At 59.9% G+C, this 23454-nt stretch carries 19 protein-coding genes and 1 pseudogene; 11 read left to right on the top strand and 9 right to left on the bottom strand.

Features of this window, described 5'->3' with window-relative positions:
• Nucleotides 1–12 precede the first annotated feature (12 nt).
• From AC07W4_RS02555 to gcvH, 3 genes are all read left to right on the top strand, one after another.
• Nucleotides 13–1629, top strand: a complete 1617-nt coding sequence (locus tag AC07W4_RS02555) for an ABC transporter permease (RefSeq protein WP_495031392.1) — start codon at nt 13–15, stop codon at nt 1627–1629.
• Nucleotides 1630–1785: 156 nt separating this feature from the next.
• Complete coding sequence (gene gcvT, locus AC07W4_RS02550; RefSeq protein ID WP_495031391.1) at nt 1786–2868, top strand: glycine cleavage system aminomethyltransferase GcvT; 1083 nt, start codon at nt 1786–1788, stop codon at nt 2866–2868.
• Between the two features lie 49 nt (nt 2869–2917).
• Complete coding sequence (gene gcvH / locus AC07W4_RS02545) at nt 2918–3301, top strand: glycine cleavage system protein GcvH (protein ID WP_495031390.1); 384 nt, start codon at nt 2918–2920, stop codon at nt 3299–3301.
• A 96-nt stretch (nt 3302–3397) separates the two neighbouring features.
• Here the strand turns inward: gcvH and AC07W4_RS02540 are convergent, their stop codons facing one another.
• A complete protein-coding gene (locus tag AC07W4_RS02540; protein WP_495031389.1) occupies nt 3398–4537 on the bottom strand; it encodes a DegT/DnrJ/EryC1/StrS family aminotransferase in 1140 nt (379 codons plus the stop codon).
• A 153-nt stretch (nt 4538–4690) separates the two neighbouring features.
• Between AC07W4_RS02540 and gcvP the strand changes: the two genes are divergently transcribed.
• Entirely contained in the window at nt 4691–7564 is a 2874-nt protein-coding gene (gcvP, locus tag AC07W4_RS02535; RefSeq protein WP_495031388.1) for an aminomethyl-transferring glycine dehydrogenase, read from the top strand.
• Between the two features lie 230 nt (nt 7565–7794).
• On the opposite strand, the pseudogene AC07W4_RS02530 reads toward gcvP, so the two are convergent.
• From AC07W4_RS02530 to AC07W4_RS02505, 6 genes and pseudogenes are all read right to left on the bottom strand, one after another.
• Nucleotides 7795–7953 (bottom strand): annotated as a pseudogene (locus tag AC07W4_RS02530) (DUF2388 domain-containing protein); the annotation flags it as partial.
• A gap of 93 nt (nt 7954–8046) precedes the next feature.
• A complete protein-coding gene (locus AC07W4_RS02525) occupies nt 8047–8364 on the bottom strand; it encodes a DUF2388 domain-containing protein (protein WP_007978921.1) in 318 nt (105 codons plus the stop codon).
• 68 nt (nt 8365–8432) lie between these two features.
• A complete protein-coding gene (locus AC07W4_RS02520) occupies nt 8433–8882 on the bottom strand; it encodes an NfeD family protein (protein ID WP_495031387.1) in 450 nt (149 codons plus the stop codon).
• 8 nt (nt 8883–8890) lie between these two features.
• The gene (locus tag AC07W4_RS02515; protein ID WP_008048722.1) at nt 8891–9811 is read right to left on the bottom strand and encodes an SPFH domain-containing protein; all 921 of its coding nucleotides are present in this window, start codon (nt 9809–9811) and stop codon (nt 8891–8893) included.
• A gap of 84 nt (nt 9812–9895) precedes the next feature.
• Nucleotides 9896–11680: a type IV pilus assembly ATPase TfpB gene (gene tfpB, locus AC07W4_RS02510; RefSeq protein ID WP_495031386.1), complete on the bottom strand. Its 1785-nt coding sequence runs from the start codon at nt 11678–11680 to the stop codon at nt 9896–9898.
• A 90-nt stretch (nt 11681–11770) separates the two neighbouring features.
• A complete protein-coding gene (locus AC07W4_RS02505; protein ID WP_495031385.1) occupies nt 11771–12109 on the bottom strand; it encodes an ACT-like domain-containing protein in 339 nt (112 codons plus the stop codon).
• 126 nt (nt 12110–12235) lie between these two features.
• Here AC07W4_RS02505 and AC07W4_RS02500 point away from each other — a divergent pair, with 126 nt between their 5' ends.
• Nucleotides 12236–12700 carry an Lrp/AsnC family transcriptional regulator gene (locus tag AC07W4_RS02500; RefSeq protein WP_008015415.1) on the top strand — a complete coding sequence of 155 codons (465 nt, stop codon included), beginning with the start codon at nt 12236–12238 and terminating at the stop codon, nt 12698–12700.
• Between the two features lie 108 nt (nt 12701–12808).
• On the opposite strand, the gene AC07W4_RS02495 is transcribed toward AC07W4_RS02500, so the two are convergent.
• Complete coding sequence (locus tag AC07W4_RS02495) at nt 12809–14176, bottom strand: CYTH domain-containing protein (RefSeq protein ID WP_008048725.1); 1368 nt, start codon at nt 14174–14176, stop codon at nt 12809–12811.
• A 157-nt stretch (nt 14177–14333) separates the two neighbouring features.
• Here AC07W4_RS02495 and argE point away from each other — a divergent pair, with 157 nt between their 5' ends.
• The gene (gene argE, locus AC07W4_RS02490) at nt 14334–15503 is read left to right on the top strand and encodes an acetylornithine deacetylase (RefSeq protein WP_495031384.1); all 1170 of its coding nucleotides are present in this window, start codon (nt 14334–14336) and stop codon (nt 15501–15503) included.
• A gap of 244 nt (nt 15504–15747) precedes the next feature.
• Complete coding sequence (argA, locus tag AC07W4_RS02485) at nt 15748–17046, top strand: amino-acid N-acetyltransferase (protein WP_007978929.1); 1299 nt, start codon at nt 15748–15750, stop codon at nt 17044–17046.
• Nucleotides 17047–17139: 93 nt separating this feature from the next.
• On the opposite strand, the gene tauA is transcribed toward argA, so the two are convergent.
• Nucleotides 17140–18129, bottom strand: coding sequence for a taurine ABC transporter substrate-binding protein (gene tauA / locus AC07W4_RS02480; protein WP_495031383.1), 990 nt, complete (start codon nt 18127–18129; stop codon nt 17140–17142).
• A gap of 362 nt (nt 18130–18491) precedes the next feature.
• On the opposite strand from tauA, the gene AC07W4_RS02475 reads away from it, so the two are divergent.
• The 4 genes from AC07W4_RS02475 to ssuE all read left to right on the top strand — a co-directional run bounded on the left by AC07W4_RS02475 (nt 18492) and on the right by ssuE (nt 23421).
• Entirely contained in the window at nt 18492–19823 is a 1332-nt protein-coding gene (locus AC07W4_RS02475) for an OprD family porin (protein ID WP_495031382.1), read from the top strand.
• A gap of 412 nt (nt 19824–20235) precedes the next feature.
• Complete coding sequence (locus tag AC07W4_RS02470; protein WP_495031381.1) at nt 20236–21579, top strand: OprD family porin; 1344 nt, start codon at nt 20236–20238, stop codon at nt 21577–21579.
• A 292-nt stretch (nt 21580–21871) separates the two neighbouring features.
• Nucleotides 21872–22510 carry a peroxiredoxin gene (locus AC07W4_RS02465; RefSeq protein WP_008048733.1) on the top strand — a complete coding sequence of 213 codons (639 nt, stop codon included), beginning with the start codon at nt 21872–21874 and terminating at the stop codon, nt 22508–22510.
• A 317-nt stretch (nt 22511–22827) separates the two neighbouring features.
• Nucleotides 22828–23421 carry an NADPH-dependent FMN reductase gene (gene ssuE, locus AC07W4_RS02460; RefSeq protein ID WP_056726415.1) on the top strand — a complete coding sequence of 198 codons (594 nt, stop codon included), beginning with the start codon at nt 22828–22830 and terminating at the stop codon, nt 23419–23421.
• The last annotated feature ends 33 nt before the right edge of the window (nt 23422–23454 follow it).

The raw sequence follows: 23454 nt of genomic DNA, 5'->3' as shown, positions 1-23454 counted from the left end.
GAGAGATTTTCCTTGGCCCATCCCGCCCAACGCCGCTGGTATCCAGTCGTCTTCGCCATTGCTGCGCTGGTCCTGTTGCCCCTGAGCGTCCTGCTGCTTTCCTGGCAAACCATCGATCAACAGATCTGGTCCCATCTCTGGGACACGCAGATGCCGCGTTTGCTGGGCAATACCCTGACCCTGGTGCTAGGCGTCGGTGTCGGCGTGACAGTCCTGGGTGTCAGCCTGGCCTGGCTCACCAGCCTTTGCGAATTCCCCGGCCGGCGCTGGCTGGACTGGGCGCTGATGCTGCCCTTTGCGATCCCGGCCTATGTGCTGGCCTTCGTCTTCGTCGGCCTGCTGGATTTTGCCGGCCCCGTGCAAACCCTGTTGCGGGAGTGGTTCGGAACAGGTCTGCGCCTGCCGCGGGTGCGCTCCACGGGCGGCGTGATTGCGGTACTGGTGCTGGTTTTCTATCCGTATGTCTATCTGCTGGCGCGTACCGCCTTCCTCGCCCAGGGCAAAGGCCTGATGGAAGCGGCGCGGGTCCTTGGCCAATCGCCCTGGCAAGCGTTCTGGCGGGTGGCATTGCCCATGGCGCGGCCAGCCATTGGTGCGGGCGTGGCATTGGCGCTGATGGAAACCCTGGCGGACTTCGGCGCCGTGTCGGTGTTCAACTTCGACACCTTTACCACGGCCATCTACAAGACCTGGTACGGTTTTTTCAGCCTGTCATCCGCCGCGCAACTGGCCAGCCTGTTGCTGCTGGTGGTGATGCTCGTGCTCTACGGCGAACGGCGTGCCCGCGGGGCCAACCGGGCGAGCAATGAGCGACCACGGGTCAAGGCGCTGTATCACCTGCGAGGCCTCAAGGCACTGGCGGCCACGACGTGGTGCTGCCTGGTGTTTGCCTGCGCTTTCGTTATCCCGATGCTGCAATTGGTGGTGTGGTTCTGGCTGCGCGGGCGCTTCGATCTCGACGAGCGCTACACCGGGTTGATTGTCCATACCTTGTACCTGGGGGCGATGGCGGCGTTGATCACCGTCAGCGTCGCCTTGTTACTGGCGTTTGCCCGACGACTGGCACCCACCCGAGTCATTCGTTCCGGGATCAGTCTGGCCAACCTGGGCTACGCCTTGCCCGGTTCGGTGCTGGCGGTGTCGATCATGCTGGCGTTCAGTTACCTGGATCGCGAGCTGGTGATCCCGCTCTCAGGCTGGTTCGGTGGCGCGGGCAAGCCGCTGCTGCTGGGCAGTCTGTCGGCGTTGCTGCTGGCCTATCTGGTGCGCTTCATTGCGGTGGCCTACGGGCCGCTGGAAAGCAGTCTGGCGCGTATACGGCCATCTTTGCCCGAAGCGGCACGTAGCCTTGGCGTCAGTGGGCCACGACTGTTTTTCAAAGTGTATCTACCATTATTGCTACCCGGCACGTTGAGTGCCGCGCTGCTGGTGTTCGTCGATGTACTCAAGGAAATGCCCGCGACCCTGCTGATGCGCCCGTTTGGCTGGGACACGCTGGCGGTGCGAATCTTTGAAATGACCAGCGAAGGCGAGTGGGCGAGGGCGTCTTTGCCGGCGTTGACCCTGGTGCTGGTCGGGCTGTTACCGGTCATCGGATTGATCCGGCGCTCAGCACATCGAAACAGCTAGGTGTCAGTCCTACACCTTGCGGCTACAATGCGCGGCATTCGGTGCGGTCCGTCTGACAGACCAGGTAGCTGAAATCGGCTGAAGGCCCTTTGTTTCAAGGCCTTCAGTCCGTGCAGCACCTGCCCGCACCTTCGCCACGCCCGGAAGGAGAAACCCATGGGACAGCGTACGCCTCTGTATGACCTTCATCTCGCACTCGGCGCGAAGATGGTCGATTTTGGCGGTTGGGACATGCCTCTGCATTATGGATCGCAGGTCGAGGAGCACCATCAGGTGCGCCGCGATTGCGGTGTCTTCGATGTATCCCACATGACCGTGATCGACGTCGGCGGCTCCCAGGCCAAAGCCTGGCTCCAGCATTTGCTGGCCAATGATGTCGAACGCCTGCACAGCCCCGGCCGTGCGTTGTACAGCACCATGCTCAACGAGCAGGGCGGCATCGTCGACGACATGATCGTCTACCGTCTCGATGAGGGTTATCGCCTGGTGGTCAACGCCTCCACCCGCGATCAGGACATGGCCTGGATGCAAGCGCATCTCGACGGCTTCGATGTGCAACTTCGCGAGCGTTCCGAGTTGGCGATGCTGGCCATCCAGGGCCCCCACGCCCGGCAGAAAATTGCCGAACTGGTCAGCCAGTCCCGCGGCAACCTGATCCAGCTCCTCAAGCCTTTCGAAGGCCTGTCCGATGGTGACTGGTTCATCGCGCGCACCGGTTATACCGGCGAAGACGGCCTGGAAATCATTCTGCCGGCCGATCAGGCACCAGGCTTTTTCAACGATCTGGTCGGAGCCGGGATTTCTCCCATCGGCCTCGGCGCGCGGGATACCTTGCGGGTCGAAGCCGGCATGAACCTTTACGGCCAGGACATCCAGCAGGATATTTCCCCCTTGGCCTCCAATATGGCCTGGACCATCGCCTGGGAACCCGCCACCCGGCAGTTCATCGGGCGCAAGGCGCTGGAAGCCGAGCAGGCCGCCGGCGTACAGCACAAACTGGTCGGTCTGGTCCTTGAGGAGCGCGGTGTTTTACGCGCTCATCAGGTGGTCCGCATCGCCGATGTTGGCGAAGGAGAGATCACCAGTGGTAGTTTCTCTCCTACGCTAAGCAAGTCGATTGCACTGGCGCGCGTGCCGATGGCAACAGCCGACCGCGCTGAAGTGGAAATCCGTGGCAAGTGGTACCCGGTCCGGGTGGTCAAACCGACCTTCGTACGCCACGGCAAAACCTTGATCTAATCTTTTCTGGCGGGCATGACCGCCGACCCTTTTCCTGAGGACACAGAACATGAGCGATATCCCTGCCGACCTGCGTTTTGCCGAAAGTCACGAATGGGCACGTCTGGAAGCCGATGGCACCGTCACCGTGGGCATCAGCGATCACGCGCAGGAAGCGCTGGGTGATGTGGTGTTCGTCGAACTGACTGAAGTCGGTAACGTGTTTGCCGCTGAAGATCAGGCTGGTGTCGTTGAATCGGTCAAGGCCGCTTCTGATATCTACTCCCCGATTGCCGGTGAAGTGATTGCGGTCAATGAAGAGCTGAGCGCTTCGCCTGAGCTGCTCAACTCCGATCCGTACGGCGCGTGGATCTTCAAACTCAAGCCAAGCAACCCGGCCGAGTTGGAAAAACTGCTGGATGCCGCCGGCTACAAGGCCGCCATCGGCGAGTAATGCTCGCCCCCTGTAGGAGCTGCCGCAGGCTGCGATCTTTTGATGTTGTTTTTAAAATCAAAGTCAAAAGATCGCAGCCTGCGGCAGCTCCTACAGTCAAGACCGCAAAACCGCTTTCACCGCCGCCACCGACCGCTCGACATCGGCTTTGCTCATCGCTGTGAACATCGGCAGCGAGACAATCAGCCGACCGACCCGCTCAGCGATCGGGAACATGCCTTCCTTGAAACCGTGCTCGCGGTACAGACTCAACAGGTGAATCGGCGGGTAGTGATAGCCGATCCCGACACCCAATGCCTGCATCTGCTCCATGAAGGCCGCCCGCGCCGGCTTGCCATCCTTACGCTCCGGTAATACCAACTGGAACAGATGCCAGTTACTGTTCTCGAAATCCGCTGGCGGCAGTTGCGCGCCGTACTGCGCTTCGAAATCCGCGCCAAAACAGGCGAAATAGTGCCGAGCCAGGTCACGGCGATGAGCGGTGATGGCTTCGATATGAGCAAATTGCCCCAGGCCAATGGCCGCGGCGACGTCGGTCATGTTGAACTTGCCACCCAGCACGTCGACGTCCAGGCCATCGAAGCCGTTGCGGGTAACGCCCTGCAGCCGGTATTTCTCTGCCAGTCGTACTTCTTCGGGCGTATTCAGCACCAGGCAACCGCCTTCGGAGGAGGTGACGTTTTTGTTCGCCTGGAAACTGAAGGACACGAAATCACCGGTCGAGCCAATGCGCTGGCCGTTCCAGTTGGAGCCCAATGCTTGGGCCGCATCCTCGACGATCCGCAGGTTGTGCTTCTTCGCCAGTGCGTACAGACGCGTCATGTCCACGGGCAATCCGGCGAGGTACACCGGAATGATGGCCTTGGTGCGCGGAGTAATCGCCGCTTCCAGTTGATCCAGATCGATATTGCGGGTCATCGGGTCGATGTCGGCAAACACCGGGGTGGCGCCGACTTCCAGGATGACGTTGGCGGTGGCCACCCAGGAAATCGGCGTGGTGATCACTTCATCGCCCGGCCCGACCCCGGCAATACGCAAGGCGATTTCCATGGTGCAGGTGCCGGAATTGAAGGTGCGTACCGGGCGCCCGCCAAAATACTCCGAAAGTTGCGCTTCGAAGGCCTGGACCTTGGGGCCGCTGGTGATCCAGCCCGAGCGCAATACATCGCCGACTGCGGCAATCGTGGCTTCATCGATGGTGGGTTTGGAAAACGGCAGGAAAGGCAGTTGGCTCATGGATACAGTCACCGATCAGCGGATATTGGGTAGGCGGCGGACATGATGATCCGGATTGCTCGAGCGCGCCACGCCATCCACCGGGAGATCGACTGCTATGCTGGTTTGACCGTGTTGCATCGACGCTGAGCGCCAGTCAAGAGAGAGCCCGTCATGTCCCAGTTGCCGTCCCTGAGCCAGTTACGCGACCCCAATGCCTTTCTGCGCCGCCACCTCGGGCCCGATGCCGCCGAGCAACAGGCAATGCTCGACAGCCTGGGCCTGGGCAGTCGGGTCGAATTGATCGAGCAGACGGTGCCGCCGGGCATCCGGCTCAACCGGGCGCTGGACCTGCCCCCGGCACTCGATGAAGAGGCCGCATTGGCCAAGCTGCGCGGTTATGCCGAGCAGAACCAGGTCTGGACGAGCCTGATCGGCATGGGTTACCACGGCACCCTCACACCGGCCGTCATTGTGCGTAATGTGCTGGAAAATCCCGGCTGGTATACCGCCTACACCCCCTATCAGCCAGAGATCGCCCAAGGGCGGCTCGAGGCGCTGCTGAACTTCCAGCAACTGACCATCGACCTGACCGGCCTGGAACTGGCCAACGCCTCACTGCTCGATGAAGCCACCGCCGCGGCAGAGGCCATGGCCCTGGCCAAGCGCGTCGCCAAGTCCAAAAGCAACCTGTTCTTTGTCGACGAGAACTGCCACCCGCAAACCATCTCCGTGGTGCAGACCCGCGCTGAAGGTTTCGGCTTCGAGCTGATCGTCGACGCTGTGGATAACTTGAAGCAGCACCAGGTGTTCGGCGCGCTGCTGCAATACCCCGACACCCACGGTGAAATCCACGACCTGCGGCCGCTGATCGATCATCTGCACGCGCAACAGGCCCTCGCCTGTGTCGCCACGGATTTGCTGAGCCTGTTGTTGCTGACCCCGCCGGGTGAACTGGGGGCCGATGTGGTGTTCGGCTCGTCCCAGCGATTTGGCGTGCCCATGGGCTATGGCGGGCCTCACGCGGCATTTTTTGCCAGCCGCGATGAGTACAAGCGAGCGATTCCCGGGCGGATTATCGGTGTTTCGAAAGACGCGCGGGGCAATACCGCCCTGCGCATGGCCCTGCAAACCCGCGAGCAACACATCCGCCGGGAGAAAGCCAACTCCAACATCTGCACGGCCCAGGTGCTGCTGGCCAATATCGCCAGTTTCTATGCGGTCTACCACGGCCCCGAAGGGCTCAAGCGGATTGCCCAGCGGGTTCATCGGCTGACCTGCATCCTTGCCGCCGGGCTTGAGCGAAAAGGTGTCACCAGGGTCAACCGGCATTTCTTCGACACCCTGACGCTGGAAGTCGGCGGAACGCAGACCGCGATCATCGAAAGTGCCCGGACCGCGCAGATCAACCTGCGGATTCTGGGGCGCGGCCAACTGGGCCTGAGCCTCGACGAGGCCTGCGACGAAGGCACCGTGGCGAAGCTGTTCGACGTGTTCCTGGGGGCCGATCACGGGCTCAGCATCGATGACCTGGATGCCGAGGTCTTGCCTGGCGGAATTCCCGAAAGGCTGGCGCGAACTTCGCCTTATCTGCGCCATCCCGTGTTCAGCGCCCATCACAGCGAAACCGAGATGTTGCGCTACCTCAAGCAACTTGAAAACAAGGACCTGGCGCTCAATCAATCGATGATCCCGCTGGGCTCCTGCACCATGAAACTCAACGCCACCAGCGAGATGATCCCGATTACCTGGCCGCAGTTCGCCAACCTGCACCCGTTCGTGCCCAAGGAACAGGCCGTCGGTTATGGGCTGATGATCGAAGAGCTGGAGCGCTGGTTGTGTGCGATCACCGGTTTCGACGCGATCTGCATGCAGCCCAACTCCGGTGCCCAGGGCGAATACGCCGGGCTGCTGGCGATCCGCAAATACCATGAGAGCCGGCAACAGGGCGGCCGCGATATCTGCCTGATTCCTTCGTCGGCTCACGGCACCAATCCCGCGTCGGCGCAAATGGCCGGGATGCGCGTGGTGATCGTCGAGTGTGACGAGGCGGGCAACGTCGATCTGGATGACCTCAAGGAAAAAGCCGCGCAGGCGGCAGACAAACTCGCCTGCCTGATGGCGACCTACCCTTCGACCCATGGGGTGTATGAGGAAGGCATCGGCGAAATCTGTGAAGTGATCCACCAGCATGGCGGTCAGGTGTACATGGATGGCGCTAACCTCAACGCCCAGGTCGGGTTGGCGCGGCCGGCCGATATTGGCGCCGATGTCTCGCACATGAACCTGCACAAGACCTTCTGCATACCCCATGGTGGCGGTGGGCCCGGCATGGGGCCGATTGGTGTTCGGGCGCATCTGGCGCCGTTCGTGGCCAACCATCCGGTGGTGCCGATCGACGGGCCGCACCCGCAAAATGGCGCCGTCAGCGCAGCGCCCTGGGGCAGCGCAAGCATTCTGCCGATCAGCTGGATGTACATCGCGATGATGGGGCCGCAACTGGCGGACGCCAGTGAAGTGGCGATCCTGGCCGCGAATTACCTGGCGCGGCATTTGTCCGGTGCTTTCCCGGTGCTCTACACCGGGCGCAACGAGCGGGTGGCCCACGAATGCATACTCGATCTGCGGCCGCTCAAGGCGTTGACCGGCATCACCGAGGAGGACGTGGCCAAGCGTCTGATGGACTATGGCTTCCATGCCCCGACCATGTCGTTTCCGGTGCCGGGGACGCTGATGGTCGAACCGACCGAAAGCGAATCGAAGGCGGAGCTGGACCGCTTTATCGGGGCGATGCTGAGCATCCGCGCGGAAATCAACGAGGTGCAGAACGGTAACTGGCCGGCTGAAGAAAACCCGTTGAAAGGTGCTCCGCATACGTTGGCCGATATCACCGGCGTGTGGGAACGGCCGTACAGCATCGTGCAAGCGGTCACGCCGGACGCGCACACCAAGGCGCACAAATACTGGCCGGTGGTGAACCGGGTGGACAACGTGTATGGGGATCGGAACCTGTTTTGTGCGTGTGTGCCGGTGGATGACTACCGCTGACATTTCAGGCTGTACATAACCCCTGTGGGAGGCTCAGTGAACATGGGGGGTTGTGTACTCTGTAGCAGCTGCCGAGCCCGCGAGGCTGCGTTCGGCTGCGAAGCAGTCGTAAAGTCAGTCATTGCGCTACGTCAGGCAGGCCGCGTTAGCTGGATTCACGACTGCTTCGCAGCCGAACGCAGCCTCGCGGGCTCGGCAGCTGCTACAAAGGGCGTCGCGGCTGAAATTGCTTAACTGACTGGCATTACGCTCAGAGCGGCGTTCTTCGCCAGGATTGCATTCGCCAATTTCATGTCCGTGGCTTGCAGGCCCGGGTTGTCGGTGCGGACTTTCTGCATGGCCGCTTCCAGGTACGGACCGCGGATCCCGCCGTCACTGGCGACGAAGCTGCGCCAATGTGGGAGGCTCGGTGAACATGGGATTTGTGTACGCAGGGCAAAAAAATGCCGCTCGAGTGAGCGGCATTTTGGTGTTCGCGACTGTTATTCCGAAGCCACGGCGTTCTTCGCCAGGATCGCGTTCGCCAGTTCCATGTCCGTGGCTTGCAGGCCCGGGTTGTCGGCGCGGACTTTCTGCATGGCCGCTTCCAGGTACGGGCCGCGGATGCTGCCGTCGCTGGCAACGAAGCTGCTGGCGTCGTCCTGGGCCGCGACGACCAGCTTGTGATCCTTGGATGTCAGATAGCTCGAACCGGTGGTTGCACCGGAGGTAAGAACGTTACGCCAAAAAGTATCGGCCATCGCCGAACCGACAGGCAAAGACAGCAGCGCGACGGTAGCGACAGCAAGTTTGAAACGCATGACAGGGTGACTCCACTGGGTTGACTACGCGGTTGGATTGCCAACCCCCAATCGAGTTCCGTGGCTACCTAATCCATCGCTTCGACCAGCAGGATCGCGCCTTGCTGGCCGACCACCCGTACGCGGCTGCCAATGGCGGCGTCCGGCCCACGGGCCATCCACACGCCGTCGGCCACCTTGATTTTGCCGCGACCGTCGACAATCGCTTCATGGACCACGAAGGTCTTGCCGATCAGCTCCTGGCCACGCAGATTCAGGTGCGGCTGTTCGCTCGGACGCCTCGCCGTGCGCTGACGCCGCCACCAGTACAACGCGGTGGCGATCGACAGCAGGCCGAACAACAGAAACTGCCATTCCCAGGACAGGCCCGGCAGGAGAAAGGTCAGGACACCCACGGCTGCCGCCGCCATGCCGATCCACAGCAGATAGCCGCCGGCGCCGAACACTTCAAGAATCAATAGCACCGTGCCCAGCGCCAACCAGTCCCAGAACGAAAGGTGCTGCAAAAATGCCCACATGGCGCGCCTCAGGCTTTCTTGTTATCGAAAGTGGCCTTGACGATTTCGCCAATGCCACCCACCGCGCCGATCATCGAACTGGCCTCCAGCGGCATCAGGATCACTTTGCTGTTGTTGGCCGAAGACAACTTGCCTAGCGCATCGATGTACTTCTGCGCCACGAAGTAGTTGACCGCCTGTACGTTGCCGCTGGCGATCGCCTCGGACACCACTTTGGTTGCCTGGGCTTCTGCCGCGGCTTGCCGCTCGCGGGCTTCGGCCTCCAGGAAGGCGGCCTGGCGACTGCCTTCGGCTTCGAGGATCTGCGCCTGCTTCTTGCCTTCGGCGGTCAGGATCGCGGCGGCGCGCAGACCTTCGGCCTCAAGAATTTGCGCACGCTTGATCCGCTCGGCTTTCATCTGCCCCGACATCGCTGCCATCAGGTCGGCGGGCGGGCTGATGTCCTTGATCTCGATGCGGGTAATCTTGATGCCCCACGGCGCGGTCGCTTCATCGACGGTGCGCAGCAGTTTTTCGTTGATCCCGTCACGCTGGCTGAGCATGGCGTCGAGTTCCATCGAACCGAGCACCGTACGGATGTTGGTTTGCAGCAGGTTACGGATGGCGTGCTCAAGGTTGTTCACCTCGTAGGCGGCCTGAGCCGTGTTGACCACCTGGAAGAAGCATACGGCGTCGATCTGTACCGTGGCGTTGTCGGCGGTGATGACTTCCTGTGGCGGAATATCCAGCACGCTTTCCATCACATTCATCTTGCGCCCGATGCGGTCCATGACCGGAACGATGACGTTCAGCCCCGGCTTGAGCGTGTTGGTGTAGCGCCCGAAACGCTCGACGGTCCATTCAAAGCCCTGGGGCACCACCTTGAAACCCATGAACAGAATGGCGACCACCAGGCCGACGAAAAGCAAAAGCACACTACCGATCTGCATAACGATTCCTTGTTGATGTGTGGATCTGTGGAGTTGCGATCGTTGGAGTGTAGCTGTGCCGATACCGGACAAGTACAGCCAGGCTCAGTTCTGTTCGCTCTGAGGTGTCACGCGCAGAACCTCCTCGATGGTCGTCAGTCCGGCGGCGACCTTTTGCGCCCCTGACAGCCGCAGGCTGCGCATGCCTTCCTTGAATGCCTGGCGCCGCACGGCCAGCAGATCGGTGTCGGGACTGATCAGCGCCTTGATGCCATCGCTCAGCTGCATGATTTCGTAGACCCCGGCACGGCCGCGATAACCGGTGTCGCGGCATTCCACGCAACCGGTGGCTCGCTGGGCATTGGTTGGCAGGGGGGCTTGCCAGGGGCGGGTCAGGGTTTGCCAGTCGTCTTCGCCCAGCGTCAGCGACGCCTTGCAGTGCGGGCACAGGGTTCGCACCAGTCGCTGGGCCATGACGCCAAGCACCGTGGCCTTGATCAGGTAGTGCGGCACGCCGAGTTCCAGCAGGCGGCTGATGGCGCTGGGCGCGTCGTTGGTGTGCAGGGTCGACAGCACCAGGTGCCCGGTGAGCGCAGCCTGGATCGCCATCTCCGCGGTTTCGAGGTCGCGGATCTCGCCGATCATGATGATGTCCGGGTCTTGCCGCATCAGCGCGCGCACGCCGGCGGCGAAGGTAAGGTCGATGTTGTGCTGGACCTGCATCTGGTTGAACGCCGGCTCGACCATTTCGATCGGGTCTTCGATGGTGCAGAGGTTGACCTCGGGCGTCGCCAGTTTTTTCAGGGTGGTGTAGAGGGTGGTGGTCTTGCCCGAACCCGTCGGACCGGTGACGAGGATGATGCCGTGGGGCTGGCGGGTCATGTCCTGCCAGCGGCGCAGGTCGTCGACTGAAAAGCCGAGTTGGTCGAAGTCCTTGAGCAATACTTCCGGATCGAAGATCCGCATGACCATTTTTTCGCCGAAGGCGGTGGGCAGTGTCGACAAACGCAGTTCGACTTCACCGCCGTCCGGGGTCTTGGTTTTGACCCGGCCGTCCTGGGGTTTGCGTTTCTCCGCGACGTTCATGCGTCCCAGGGTTTTCAGGCGACTGACGATGGCCATGGTGACCTGGGGCGGGAATTGATAGACGTTGTGCAGCACGCCGTCGATGCGAAAGCGCACCGTGCCTTGCTCGCGCCGGGGCTCGATGTGGATGTCGCTGGCGCGCTGCTGGAACGCGTACTGGAACAGCCAGTCGACGATATTGACGATGTGTGCGTCGTTGGCGTCCGGCTCCTGGTCGCTGGCGCCGAGGTTGAGCAACTGTTCGAAATTGCCAAGGGTACTGACTTGTGGGTCGGCGCTGTTCGCCCCGGTGACCGATTTGGCCAGGCGGAAGAATTCGACGCTCAAGCGCTGGATGTCCACCGGGTTGGCCACCACACGCTTGATCGGCAACTTGAGCACGTGGGTCAGGTCAGCCTCCCAGCCACTGACATAAGGCTGGGCGCTGGCCACGGTGACCGCCTCGCGGTCGATCGCTACCGCGAGGATCTTGTGGCGCTGGGCGAAGGCATAGGACATCAGCGGGGTCACGGCCGCGACGTTGATTTTCAGTGGGTCGATGCGCAGGTAAGGCTGGCCGGCCTGCCGGGATAGCCACAGGGTCAGGCTCTCGAGGTCCAGCGGTTTGCCGGGACGGCTGAGATCGTCCAGCTGTTGGCTGGCAATGAACTCCAGCGGATGCATCTGGCCAAGGGAGGCGTTGCGGCGGCGGGCATTGAGCGCGTGTTCGGCCGAATCCTGACTGATAAAGCCCTGGGCGACCAGTTCGCGCAGCAGGTCATTGAGATCCAGCCAGCGGTCCTGAAAGGCGAGTTGTACGGGCATGCGGGCTCCTTTTGAACGACAGTGCGCAAAGGATAGCCGTGGCCCGGCTGACCGCTGGGCCACTACCCGATGAAGCCGTTTCGGAGTTTTTCAGCCCGCCGCTTGAGTCGCTTCGGCCCAAGGGGAATCAGCTTCTTGCAGCTCTACGGAGCAGACGCTGATCAGGTTACGAAGTTTTTCCGCAATCACTTGCGCGCGGTGCCAGCTCAAACCGTCGATGACGATCCCGATGCTCAGCCAGTCATCCTGACGCTGCACCTTGACCTGTTCCGGCGTGAGCATTTGCAAAGCGAACAAGTTAAGAGCGCGACACAGCAGGTCCGGTTCTGCCTCGGCCAGCATTTGATAGTGAACCCGGCAATGGGCGTTGCCGACGTTCCATACATCGGCGCGGGCAGGTGGGGTGTTCACGGCTTCGAGATACGGCATGGTCAGGCTCCAAAATCACTGGAGAAATGTTTACATCCTGTGCCGGGTATTTCTTCTCTATGATTGGCTGTAATCCACAGATGATGAATCAATCAATTCACTTGTTATTCAGTTAAGGGTTTTTTTATGCAAAGCGAACTGGACAGCTACGACCGAAAGATCCTCGCCTTGCTGCAAGAGGACGCTTCGCTTTCCAGCGCACAGATCGCCGAGCAGGTGGGTCTCTCGCAATCGCCGTGCTGGCGGCGGATTCAGCGGATGAAAGAGGAGGGCATCATTCGCGGTCAGGTGACCTTGCTCGACCGCAAGAAAATCGGCCTGAACACGCAGATTTTCGCGGAGGTGAAACTCAATGCCCACGGGCGTTCGAACTTCACCGAATTCACCGAGGCGATTCGCGGCTTTCCGGAGGTGCTGGAGTGTTATGTGCTGATGGGGGCGGTGGACTTCTTGCTGCGGATTGTCACGGCGGACATCGAGGCTTACGAGCGCTTCTTCTTTGAGAAGCTGTCGATGGTGCCGGGGATTCAGGAGGTCAATTCGATCGTGGCATTGTCGGAGATCAAGTCGACGACGAGTTTGCCGGTCTGATGTTTTGTGGTGAATGTGCGGGCCTCTTCGCGAGCAAGCCCGTTCCCACACTGGATCTGTGATCGACACAAATCCCCTGTGGGAGCGAGCTTGCTCGCGATGGCGGTATTACAGACGCAGCAGCATTTTCCAGGCACGGTTCTGATACACCGCAATCGCCTGCTGCTTGCGCGCATCCAGGACTTCGTCGGTGATCGATTCGTTGGCCAGTTGCGCCAGCTTGTTCAGCTCGCCGTAGAGGCGATCCATTTCCGGGATCTCCAGCACGTTACGCGCATGGTGCAGCCAGACCTGGATGCGCTCGATGCGCGGCAGTTGCTCGGCCAGGTCTTCCGGCTGTTGCTGGTAACGCTGCAGTTGCAACGAAGTGGCTTCTTCGCCCAGCAGGCGCGGCAACCAGCTGCCCAGTTGCGCAGCGCCCTGTCGATTGCCGCGGGTGTTGCGGTCGGCGGCCCAGGTGCGGGCCAGCAGCCAGCGGGAGGTGGTCAGGGAGAACAGCCCCCAGCGCGGGTCTTCGAGTTCTTCGAGGAACTGCTCGGGCGCGGCTTTGCGCACGTCTTCATCTTCCAGGCCGGCCTGGACAAGCGGGCGCCAGTCTTCCAGCAAGGCATCGAGGGCGATACGCAGATCGTGGGTCGACTGACGCGGAGCGGCCTGGCCCAGGCTGCTGATCAGTGCGCGCATTTCCGCGAGGCATTCGACCCAGTCCTGCAACAGGCGCCAGTGACCGTTGAAGCGATACTGCTCGGCCAGACGCTGGCTGCTGCCCAGCAAATGCCAGCTCAACGCGGCGAACGCGTCGTCCAGCGGCGTTTCGGCGGTGATCTGCGGCGCCGGCAGGCTCAATGAATAACTGTGGGCGTCGTGCAGGCGATAACCGCGCTCGGCCTTGCTGATGTCGCAAGGCATCAGGGCCAGTTTCTCGGCCAGCTCGGCGGCCAGTTCCAGCAGGGCTGCCGGCTCGCCTTCGCGCAGTTCCAGTTCCAGCTCGCAGATTTCTTCTTTCTGCTTGCCGACCACGACGTGGCCCAGGTCCAGCGCGGCTTCGATGACCACTTTAGTCTTGCCGCGACCCCAGGCGATTTCCGCGCGTTCTCGGACGAAGTCGGTAGTGAAGATCGGCTTCAGGGTCTTCTTGTCGAGCTCGGCCAGTTCCTCGGGCCAGCATTCGCCGTCGAGTTTCTTCAGGTCTAGCTTGGCTTTGGGCAGGTTCCAGTCGTACTCGTTACGAACGGACAGGCCGGCGACGCTCTGGCCGCGGGTCTTGAGGGTCTGAATCACTTCGTCGCCATCCTTGCGCAGGCGCAGGGCGACTTTGGCCTGGGCCAGGTCGCGCTCAGGCGTGTCGAAATACTGGTTCATCAACTCACGGCGTTCCCAGCCACTTTTGTTGCGTTTTTTCAGTAACGGGTGCTCGCGCAGGGCGGCGAGGGTTTCGCGGCTGACGCGGAGTTTGATTTCGGTTTCTTTCTGCATGGCCGGAAAATCCAGGATCGGGAGCGCAGCCGGGGGAATGTGTGGCTGCCAAGGTCGTGCAGTGTACAGGACTCAAGGTGAGTACGCGCCGAGACGGTTTATTCCTGTCACCGGATGGTTCTATGATGAACCTCAATTCGGGTGCCGGGAGTCAGCGATGCCATTGCCATCGATGAAAGAACAATTCGCTGCGTTGATCGCCGCACCGTCGGTCAGTTGCACACAGCCCAGTCTCGATCAAACCAACCGCCCGGTCATCGATCTGCTGGCGACGTGGCTCGGTGAGTTGGGCTTTACCTGCGAGATCCAGCAGGTCAGCCCCGGCAAGTTCAACCTGCTGGCCAGTTTCGGCTCCGGCCCCGGCGGCCTGGTGCTGGCCGGGCACAGCGACACCGTGCCGTTCGACGGCGCGCTGTGGCAAACCGACCCGCTGAAGCTGACTGAAGTCGACGGTCGTTGGGTCGGCCTGGGCAGTTGCGACATGAAGGGCTTTTTCGCCCTCGCCATCGAGGCGGTCAAACCGCTGCTCGATCAGCCGTTCAAACAGCCGTTGCTGATTCTTGCCACTTGCGACGAAGAAAGTTCGATGTCCGGCGCCCGCGCGTTGGCCGAAGCGGGGCGGCCGTTGGGGCGGGCGGCGGTGATCGGCGAGCCGACCGGGCTCAAGCCGATCCGCATGCACAAGGGCATCATGATGGAGCGCATCGACATCCTCGGGCAGAGTGGTCATTCCTCTGATCCGCGCCTGGGCCACAGTGCCCTGGAAGCCATGCACGATGCCATCGGTGAACTGCGTGGCCTGCGCCTGTTGTGGCAGCGCGAATTCCGCAATCCGCAATTTGGCGTGCCGACGCCAACGATGAATTTCGGCTGCATCCATGGCGGCGACAACCCCAACCGCATCTGCGGCCAGTGTTCGCTGGAGTTCGATTTGCGGCCGCTGCCCGGCATGGACCCCAAGGTCCTGCGCGCGGAGATCCTGCAGAAGCTCAGGCCGGTTGCCGAACGGCATCAGGTCAAGATCGATTACGCGCCGTTGTTCCCCGAAGTGCCGCCGTTCGAGCAGGCCGAGGACGCCGAGCTGGTGCGCATTGCCGAAAAGCTCACCGGTCACAGCGCCGAAGCAGTGGCGTTCGGCACCGAAGCACCTTATCTTCAGCGCCTTGGCTGTGAAACGCTGGTGCTTGGCCCGGGTGATATCGCCTGCGCCCATCAGCCGGGGGAATACCTCGAAATGTCACGTTTGCAGCCTACGGTGCATCTATTAAGGCAACTGATCGAACACTATTGCCTGACACCGGCCCAAACCGCGGTGCCAACCACTTGAACGCAACACTTGTAGGAGCTGCCGAAGGCTGCGATCTTTTGATCTTGATTCTAAAACCAAAGATCAAAAGATCGCAGCCTTCGGCAGCTCCTACAGGGGGCGCGATTAAATTGCCAGTTTCCAAACCCGTATTCATGAGGAGAGCGCGCGTGTCGCCAAGCCTGTTCCGACGATAACCATCAGCCCGCTGTGCGTTTTCAGTTTCGCCCTTTTTTCGGCTGCTATTTATTACAGGCCCAGGTTCATGCCCGAATACGTCAATTGGCTTCGTCACGCTTCGCCTTACATCAACGCCCACCGCGATTGCACCTTTGTCGTCATGCTGCCCGGCGACGGCGTTGAACACCCGAACTTCGGCAATATCGTCCACGATCTGGTGCTGTTGCACAGCCTGGGTGTGCGTCTGGTGCTGGTTCACGGTTCCCGCCCGCAAATCGAAGCGCGCCTCGCGGCTCGTGGCCTGACTCCGCATTACCACCACGGCATGCGCATCACCGATGCCGCGACCCTGGAGTGCGTGATCGACGCGGTTGGCCAGTTGCGCATTGCCATCGAGGCTCGCCTGTCGATGGACATGGCTTCGTCGCCGATGCAGGGCTCGCGCCTGCGGGTGGCCAGCGGCAACCTGGTGACGGCGCGGCCGATCGGCGTGCTTGAAGGTGTCGATTATCACCACACTGGCGAAGTGCGTCGGGTCGACCGCAAGGGCATCAATCGTCTGCTGGACGAGCGCTCCATCGTGCTGCTGTCGCCGCTGGGCTATTCGCCGACCGGGGAGATTTTCAACCTGGCCTGCGAAGACGTCGCCACCCGCGCGGCCATCGACCTGGGTGCGGACAAGCTGCTGCTGTTCGGTGCCGACCTGGGCCTGATCGACGAACACGGGCGCCTGGTGCGTGAACTGCGTCCGCAGCAAGTGCCGGCGCATCTGCAACGGTTGGGCAGCAACTATCAGGCAGAATTGCTGGATGCCGCGGCCGAAGCTTGCCGTGGCGGCGTGGCCCGCAGCCATATCGTCAGTTACGCCGAAGACGGTGCATTGCTGACCGAACTGTTCACCCGCGACGGTGGCGGCACCCTGGTGGCCCAGGAGCAGTTCGAAGTCGTACGCGAAGCGGCCATTGAAGACGTCGGCGGTTTGCTGGATTTGATCAGCCCGCTGGAAGAGCAGGGCATCCTGGTGCGCCGTTCCCGCGAGGTGCTGGAGCGCGAGATCGAACAGTTCAGCGTGGTCGAGCGTGAAGGCATGATCATCGCTTGTGCGGCGTTGTATCAGATTGCCGATTCGGATGCCGGTGAACTGGCGTGCCTGGCGGTGAATCCGGAGTACCGCCATGGCGGTCGCGGTGATGAGCTGCTGGAACGTATTGAAACCCGTGCCAGGGCACAGGGATTGAAAACCTTGTTCGTGCTCACCACCCGCACTGCGCACTGGTTCCGCGAGCGTGGTTTCGAACCGAGCAGCGTCGACCGCCTGCCGTCGGCACGGGCGTCGCTGTACAACTATCAGCGTAATTCGAAGATCTTCGAAAAAGCCCTTTGAGATACAAGGAGCTGCCGCAGGCTGCGATCTTTTGATTTTGCTTTTCAGGATCAAAAGATCGCAGCCTGCGGCAGCTCCTACAGGAACCTTGTGTTACTCCTGGACAAACTTCGCGCTGACATACGGCGAATAATCCGGCAGCACCGTCTCCACCTTCCCTTGCTCCTTCAAGAATTTCGCCGTCTCGCCAATGGCCTTGGCCGTGCCGCCATCCAGCAGCGCGGTGCTCTGTTGCGCCTTGGCATCCGGGAATGCGGAGCCGGCCAGTAACTCCGGTACGTCGGCAGCGCTGGCGCCGGTCAGTTTGGCGATTTTCTGCACTGGTACCGAGTCGGCAGTCCAGTTGGCTTTATGTGCTGCGTAATCAGCAAAGGCGTCGAGGGTGACCTTGGCGAATCCGGCCACCACCTCCGAATGCTTCTCGGCGTAATCCTTTCGCGCCACCCAGACCTCAAAGGTGGGCGCACCCCATTGGCCTACCTGTGCAGCGTCGGTCAGGGTCTTGCCACTCTTGCGGATTTCCCCTAATGCGGGCGACCAGACAAACGCGCCATCAATATCACCACGCTTCCAGGCTGCAGCGATTTCCGCCGGCTGCAGGTTCACCACTTTGACTTTCGAACTGTCCAGGCCCCAGTGCTTCAGCGCGCCAAGCAGGCTGTAGTGGGAGGTTGAAACGAAAGGCGTGGCGATGGTCTTTCCGATCAGATCTTGCGGTTTTTCGATGCCGCTGCCGTTGCGTACCACCAGCGCTTCGGCGGCATTGATCTGGGCCGAGACGATGAACGCGACAATCGGCAGGTTGCGCGAGGCGGCAGCGGCCAGCGGACTGGAGCCGAGATTGCCGATTTGCACATCGCCGGAGGCAATCGCCGTGACCACTTCCGGGCCGCTGTTGAAGCGCCGCCAGTCGATGGGCTGGCCGATGGTTTTTTCATAAAGGCCATCGGCCTGGGGGACTTTGCTGGGGTCGATTCCGGTTTGATAACCGACGGTGAGGTTCGCCGCCTGGGCGGTGAAAGAAAATGCGAGAGATACACAAACTGTAACAATTGATCCGGATAGTGCGCGTTTGGTCGTCATGGGTCTGCCTTTCGGTAAAGGATTTGTTTCCGAATTGGTCAGAAACTAATCGATCTAAAAAATAGAAAATAAATACCGATTAGGAATTAGCTTATGAGCCGAACCTTCTATTCTGGGATGAGCGTGCAATGGGGAGCTAAATTCCTAAACGGTATTAGAAAAGAATTTGGTAATTCTTTTCAGGTTCATGACAAATTCATGACCCGGCAGGAACCAAAAATCGGGGATTAGACTATGGTCGTAGACACATATAGTTACGATTGACTTGTGGGTCACGGTCTGGCGCTAATCGCGCATCTTAGGATTTCGGGCGACGACTCGAGACCAGGAATACAAGAATTAGAATCGAGAGGAGCTACACAATGAACAAGTCCACCTTGGCTTTGGCCGTGACCGTAGGGGTTTTGGCGCAGCAGGCAGGCGCCGCAGGTTTCCTGGAAGACAGCAAGGCGTCCATCAGTTCCCGGACCATGTATTACAACAACGATAACCGTGAAGGCGGTCCGGATCAGAAAGAGTCCGCAGAAGGCCTGAAATTCGATTATCTGTCCGGTTTCACCCAGGGCACTGTCGGTTTCGGTATCGACGCCCAGGCACTGCTGGGTATCCACCTGGACGGTGGCAAGGGGCACCATCCAGATGCCAACACCTTTTTCCCAAGCGACAGCGATGGTTCGGCCGTACCCGAATGGAGCCGTGCGGCGGCCAATATCAAGGCGCGCTTCTCGAAGACCGAGGCCCACCTGGGTGGCGCCTTGGCACCCAACTTGCCGATCCTGGTCGCGAACGACAGCCGTCTGCTGCCACAGACCTTTGACGGTGGCACCATCACCTCGAAGGAAATCGACAACGTGACCATCAACGCCGGTCAGTTGGAGCACTCGGCAGGTCGTGCCTCTTCGAACTCCACCGGCCTGGCTGTGGCAGGCGGTACTCAGGGCAGCAACAAGTTCTACTACGGCGGTGCTGACTGGAAGGTCACCAAGGACCTGACCCTGCAGTACTACCATTCGAATCTGAAGGACTACTACAAGCAGGACTTCCTGGGCTTGATCCACGTCTTCCAGATCGATGCCAACCAGTCCTTCAAGACAGATATCCGCTATTTCGACAGCAGCTCCGATGGCAAGAACGGTGATCCTGGCTTTCGTTTCAACAATAACAACGGTTTTGCCAAGAATCCGGGCGAGGTCGATAACAAGACCTGGAGCGCCATGTTCACCTACACCCTGGGTGGTAATGCCTTCCTGATCGGCCATCAGCGCGTCAACGATGACGGCGGTTTTGTTTTCCTGAACCAGGGCAACGTTGTTGATGGCAATGGTCGTCCTGAAGGGAACGGCGGCGCCAGCTTCTACTCGTTCACTGACGCAATGGTTAACAGCTTCATCCGTGCTGGCGAAAACACTACCTTCGGTCAGTACTCCTACGACTTCGCGGCATTGGGTGTACCCGGCCTGAAAACCTCGATCGCCTACCTGCACGGCGACAACATCAAAGCCACGAGCGGTGTTGGCCCGGATGCGTCCGAGTGGGAACGCGATATGCGGATCGACTACACCGTCCAGCAGGGCGCCCTCAAAGGTTTCGGCGTGACGTTGCGTAATGGTGTCTACCGTGGCAGTGAAGTCTCCAACAGCCCCGATATTGACCAGACCCGTCTGATCTTCAACTACACCTACAGCTTCCTGTAACAAGCCTCGCGAAAAAGCCCCGCCTGATGGCGGGGTTTTTTTTGAGTCGGTTTTTATATTCCATAATGATCTTTATTGATTATTTATTATTCTTTTTAGTTTCTATTCATCCCGCTTAAAGTGCGCCTGTCCGACACTCATCCCTGAGCTCGGATTTAGCAATTTCGTCCCTCGACAATCGATCAGGTTCAGGAGTCGGCCTCACCACCGATACCTCGGATCTGTCGTGGGAAGTCATATTCCTAAGCGATATTAAAAAATATCAAAAGATTCTTTTTGGATTTAAGGCCATGTATCCTGCGGCCCGCCAAAGGACCGGCCTAGACAGTTTGCCGCGAATTTATGCATTCAGGATCCCGGGCAATCGATTCGGGACCAGGAGCATCAGAATTAGAAACGAGAGGAGCGAAACATGAACAAGTCCACCTTGGCCATCACTGTGGCCGTCGGGGTTTTGACCCAGCAGGCAAGCGCCGCGGGTTTTATCGAAGACAGCAAGGCAACATTGGGGCTGCGTAACTTCTACATCAACACCGATTACCGTGACGGCACTGGCCCGAACAAAAATGAAGAATGGGGCCAAGGCTTCGACCTGCGTTTCATTTCCGGCTACACCCAGGGCACCGTCGGCTTCGGTATCGATGCGATCGGCCTGTTGGGCGTCAAACTGGATTCCGGTGGCGGCACCAACGGCGCGAGCAACAACTCGTACGGCGGCACCGTGTTCCCGAGCAAGTCCAACGGCGAAGCGGTTGATGACTTCTCCAGTCTGGGTTTGACCGCCAAAGCCAAGATCTCCCAGACCGAGCTGAAGCTGGGTACCTTGCAGCCAAAGCTGCCGGTGATCGTGACCAACGACGGTCGTCTGTTGCCGCAAACCTGGCAGGGTGGCCAGATCAGCTCGAACGACATCAAGGACCTGACCTTGATCGGCGGTCAGATCGAGCAGGTAAAAGGTCGTAACTCGAGCAACAACGAACAGTTGTCTATCTCCGGCGCCAACAGCCGTTCCGCTGCAGGCCGCGACAGCAACAAATTCATTTATGCCGGTGGCGACTACAAGATCACCAAGGACCTGACTGCCCAGTACTACTACGGCAAACTGGAAGAGTTCTACAAGCAACACTTCCTGGGTCTGGTGCACAACTGGGCCATCGGCCCTGGCGTGTTGAAGTCGGACTTGCGTTACTTCAACAGCTCCGACGACGGTGCCAACGGTCACGACCCACTGTATTTCACCACTGGCAACTACAGCGGTGCAGTCAACGGCAAGGGCAAGGTCGACAACAACCTGTACAGCGGTTTGTTCCTGTACTCCGTTGCCGGTCATACCTTCGGTGGCGGTTATCAGGTCAGCAACGGCAGCAGTGATTTCCCTTGGCTGAACCAGGGCGACGGTTCGTCGAACTACACCATCACCGACTCGCAAATCCAGAAGTTCGGCCGTGCCGGCGAGCGTACCTGGCTGGCACGCTACTCCTATGACTTCGCCAAGGTCGGCGTACCCGGCCTGACCGCGGGTCTGGTGTACCTGCACGGCGACAATATCGATACCGTTAACGCCAAGGGCGGCGAGGCGGCCAATGGTGCTTCCGAGTGGGAACGCGACCTGACCGTGGGTTACGTCGTTCAGTCCGGCGCGCTGAAGAACCTCGGCCTGATGTGGAAAAACGCCACGTGGCGTACCGATCTGCCGAACACTCGTTCTCAGGACGAAAACCGCCTGGTCGTCAGCTACTCGATTCCGCTGTTGTAATAGCACCCGCGTAACAGAGACAAAAAAAGCCCCGCCCGGTATTGCACCGGGCGGGGCTTTTGCATTTTCAAGACGGGTTCACCCCCGTAATCCCGTCTTGAACGTCCCTCTTTGCAGCAACTCAAGGCCTTCTCGAACCTTGGGGCCGATGTTCGGCCGGTTGTGCGGGCACGTCCAGTGAACAGATATTTAATATTTCTTTATGATCTAAATAAATTGATATTTATTCTTTTTAATAGATAAAAAACACAGGCACAGTTGAACCCATCAAGCACTCACAAGGAGCAGCACCATGGGTCTCAGACTTGGCGATATCGCCCCCGATTTCGAACAGAACTCCAGCGCCGGCACCATCCGTTTCCATCAGTGGCTGGGCGAAAGCTGGGGCGTGCTGTTTTCCCATCCGGCGGACTTCACACCGGTGTGCACCACTGAGCTGGGCTTCACCGCCAGGCTCAAGGATGAGTTCGCGGCGCGCGGCGTCAAGGCCATCGCTTTGTCGGTGGACCCGGTGGAGTCGCACCACAGGTGGATCGAGGACATCAACGAAACCCAGGACACCGTGGTCAACTTTCCGATCCTGGATGACGCCGACCGTAAAGTCTCTGACCTCTACGACCTGATCCACCCCAACGCCAACGACACCCTGACCGTGCGCAGTCTGTTCGTGATCGACCCGAAGAAAAAGGTTCGGCTGACGATTACCTATCCGGCGAGCACCGGCCGCAACTTCAATGAAATCCTGCGGGTGATCGATTCGCTGCAACTCACCGACAACTACAAGGTGGCTACACCGGCGAACTGGCAGGACGGTGATGAGGTAGTGATCGTGCCATCGCTCAAGGATGAAGATGAAATCAAACAGCGCTTTCCCAAGGGTTATCGGGCGGTCAAGCCTTACCTGCGCCTGACGCCGCAGCCCAACCGGTAAGTCACCGGTATCGGCGGTGTGGCTGATGCCGTCTTCGCGAGCAAGCCCGCTCCCACATTTGTCCGCGTCAGTCTGTGGGAGCGGGCTTGCTCGCGAAGGCGTCGGGTCAGACACCACTAGCACCCACAAAGCAGGGGATTTCAGGCCGTTTCGACGGCCTGTTTTTTTGCCTGGAAGAAACCGGCTTGTATATTTCTTTAATGCATAACCAAATGAATAAATATGATTTATGGATATATGAATCAGCTGTTAAGGTCACTCCATCGAAGCGAGATCGCAAACCGCGAATCGCCAACACCGTGCAAGGAATCGTCTGAATGTTGGTTGTCTCACTCGGTGGCAGTCCCAGTCAGCGCTCTCGTTCCGGGGTGCTGCTGGATCGCTCCCAGCGTTGGTTGCAAGGGCAGGGCGTGGAAGTGGTGAGTTATCAGGTACGGGATTTCCCGGCCGAGGACTTGCTGCACGCGCGCTTCGACAGCCCCAAGGTGATCGACCTGTTGCAACAGATTGAAAATGCCGATGGCCTGCTGATCGCCACACCGGTTTACAAGGCATCGTTTTCCGGAGCGCTGAAAGTCGTGCTGGATCTGCTGCCCGAACGCGCCTTGAGCCACAAGGTGGTTCTGCCGATGGCCACTGGCGGCAGCATCGCCCACATGCTGGCGGTGGATTACGCGCTCAAGCCGGTGTTGTCGGCATTGAAGGCCCAGGAAATGCTGCAAGGCATTTTCGCCGTCGACAGCCAGATCGCCTACGGCGAAGGCAGCGCCCAGGCGCAATTGGCGCCGGAGCTGGAACAACGACTGAATGAATCGCTGGAGCTGTTTTTCAGCGCCATGGCGCGACGGCCCAAGCCGCTCGATCCGAACCTGTTGAACGATCGTTTGCTGAGTGCTCGCTGGAGCATTTGAGCCACATCGAAAAATTGAAGTACTGGCCTTACT

This window comes from Pseudomonas sp. GW821-FHT02A08 (assembly GCF_059422045.1).
This window is presented reverse-complemented; position numbering and strand designations above follow the sequence as displayed.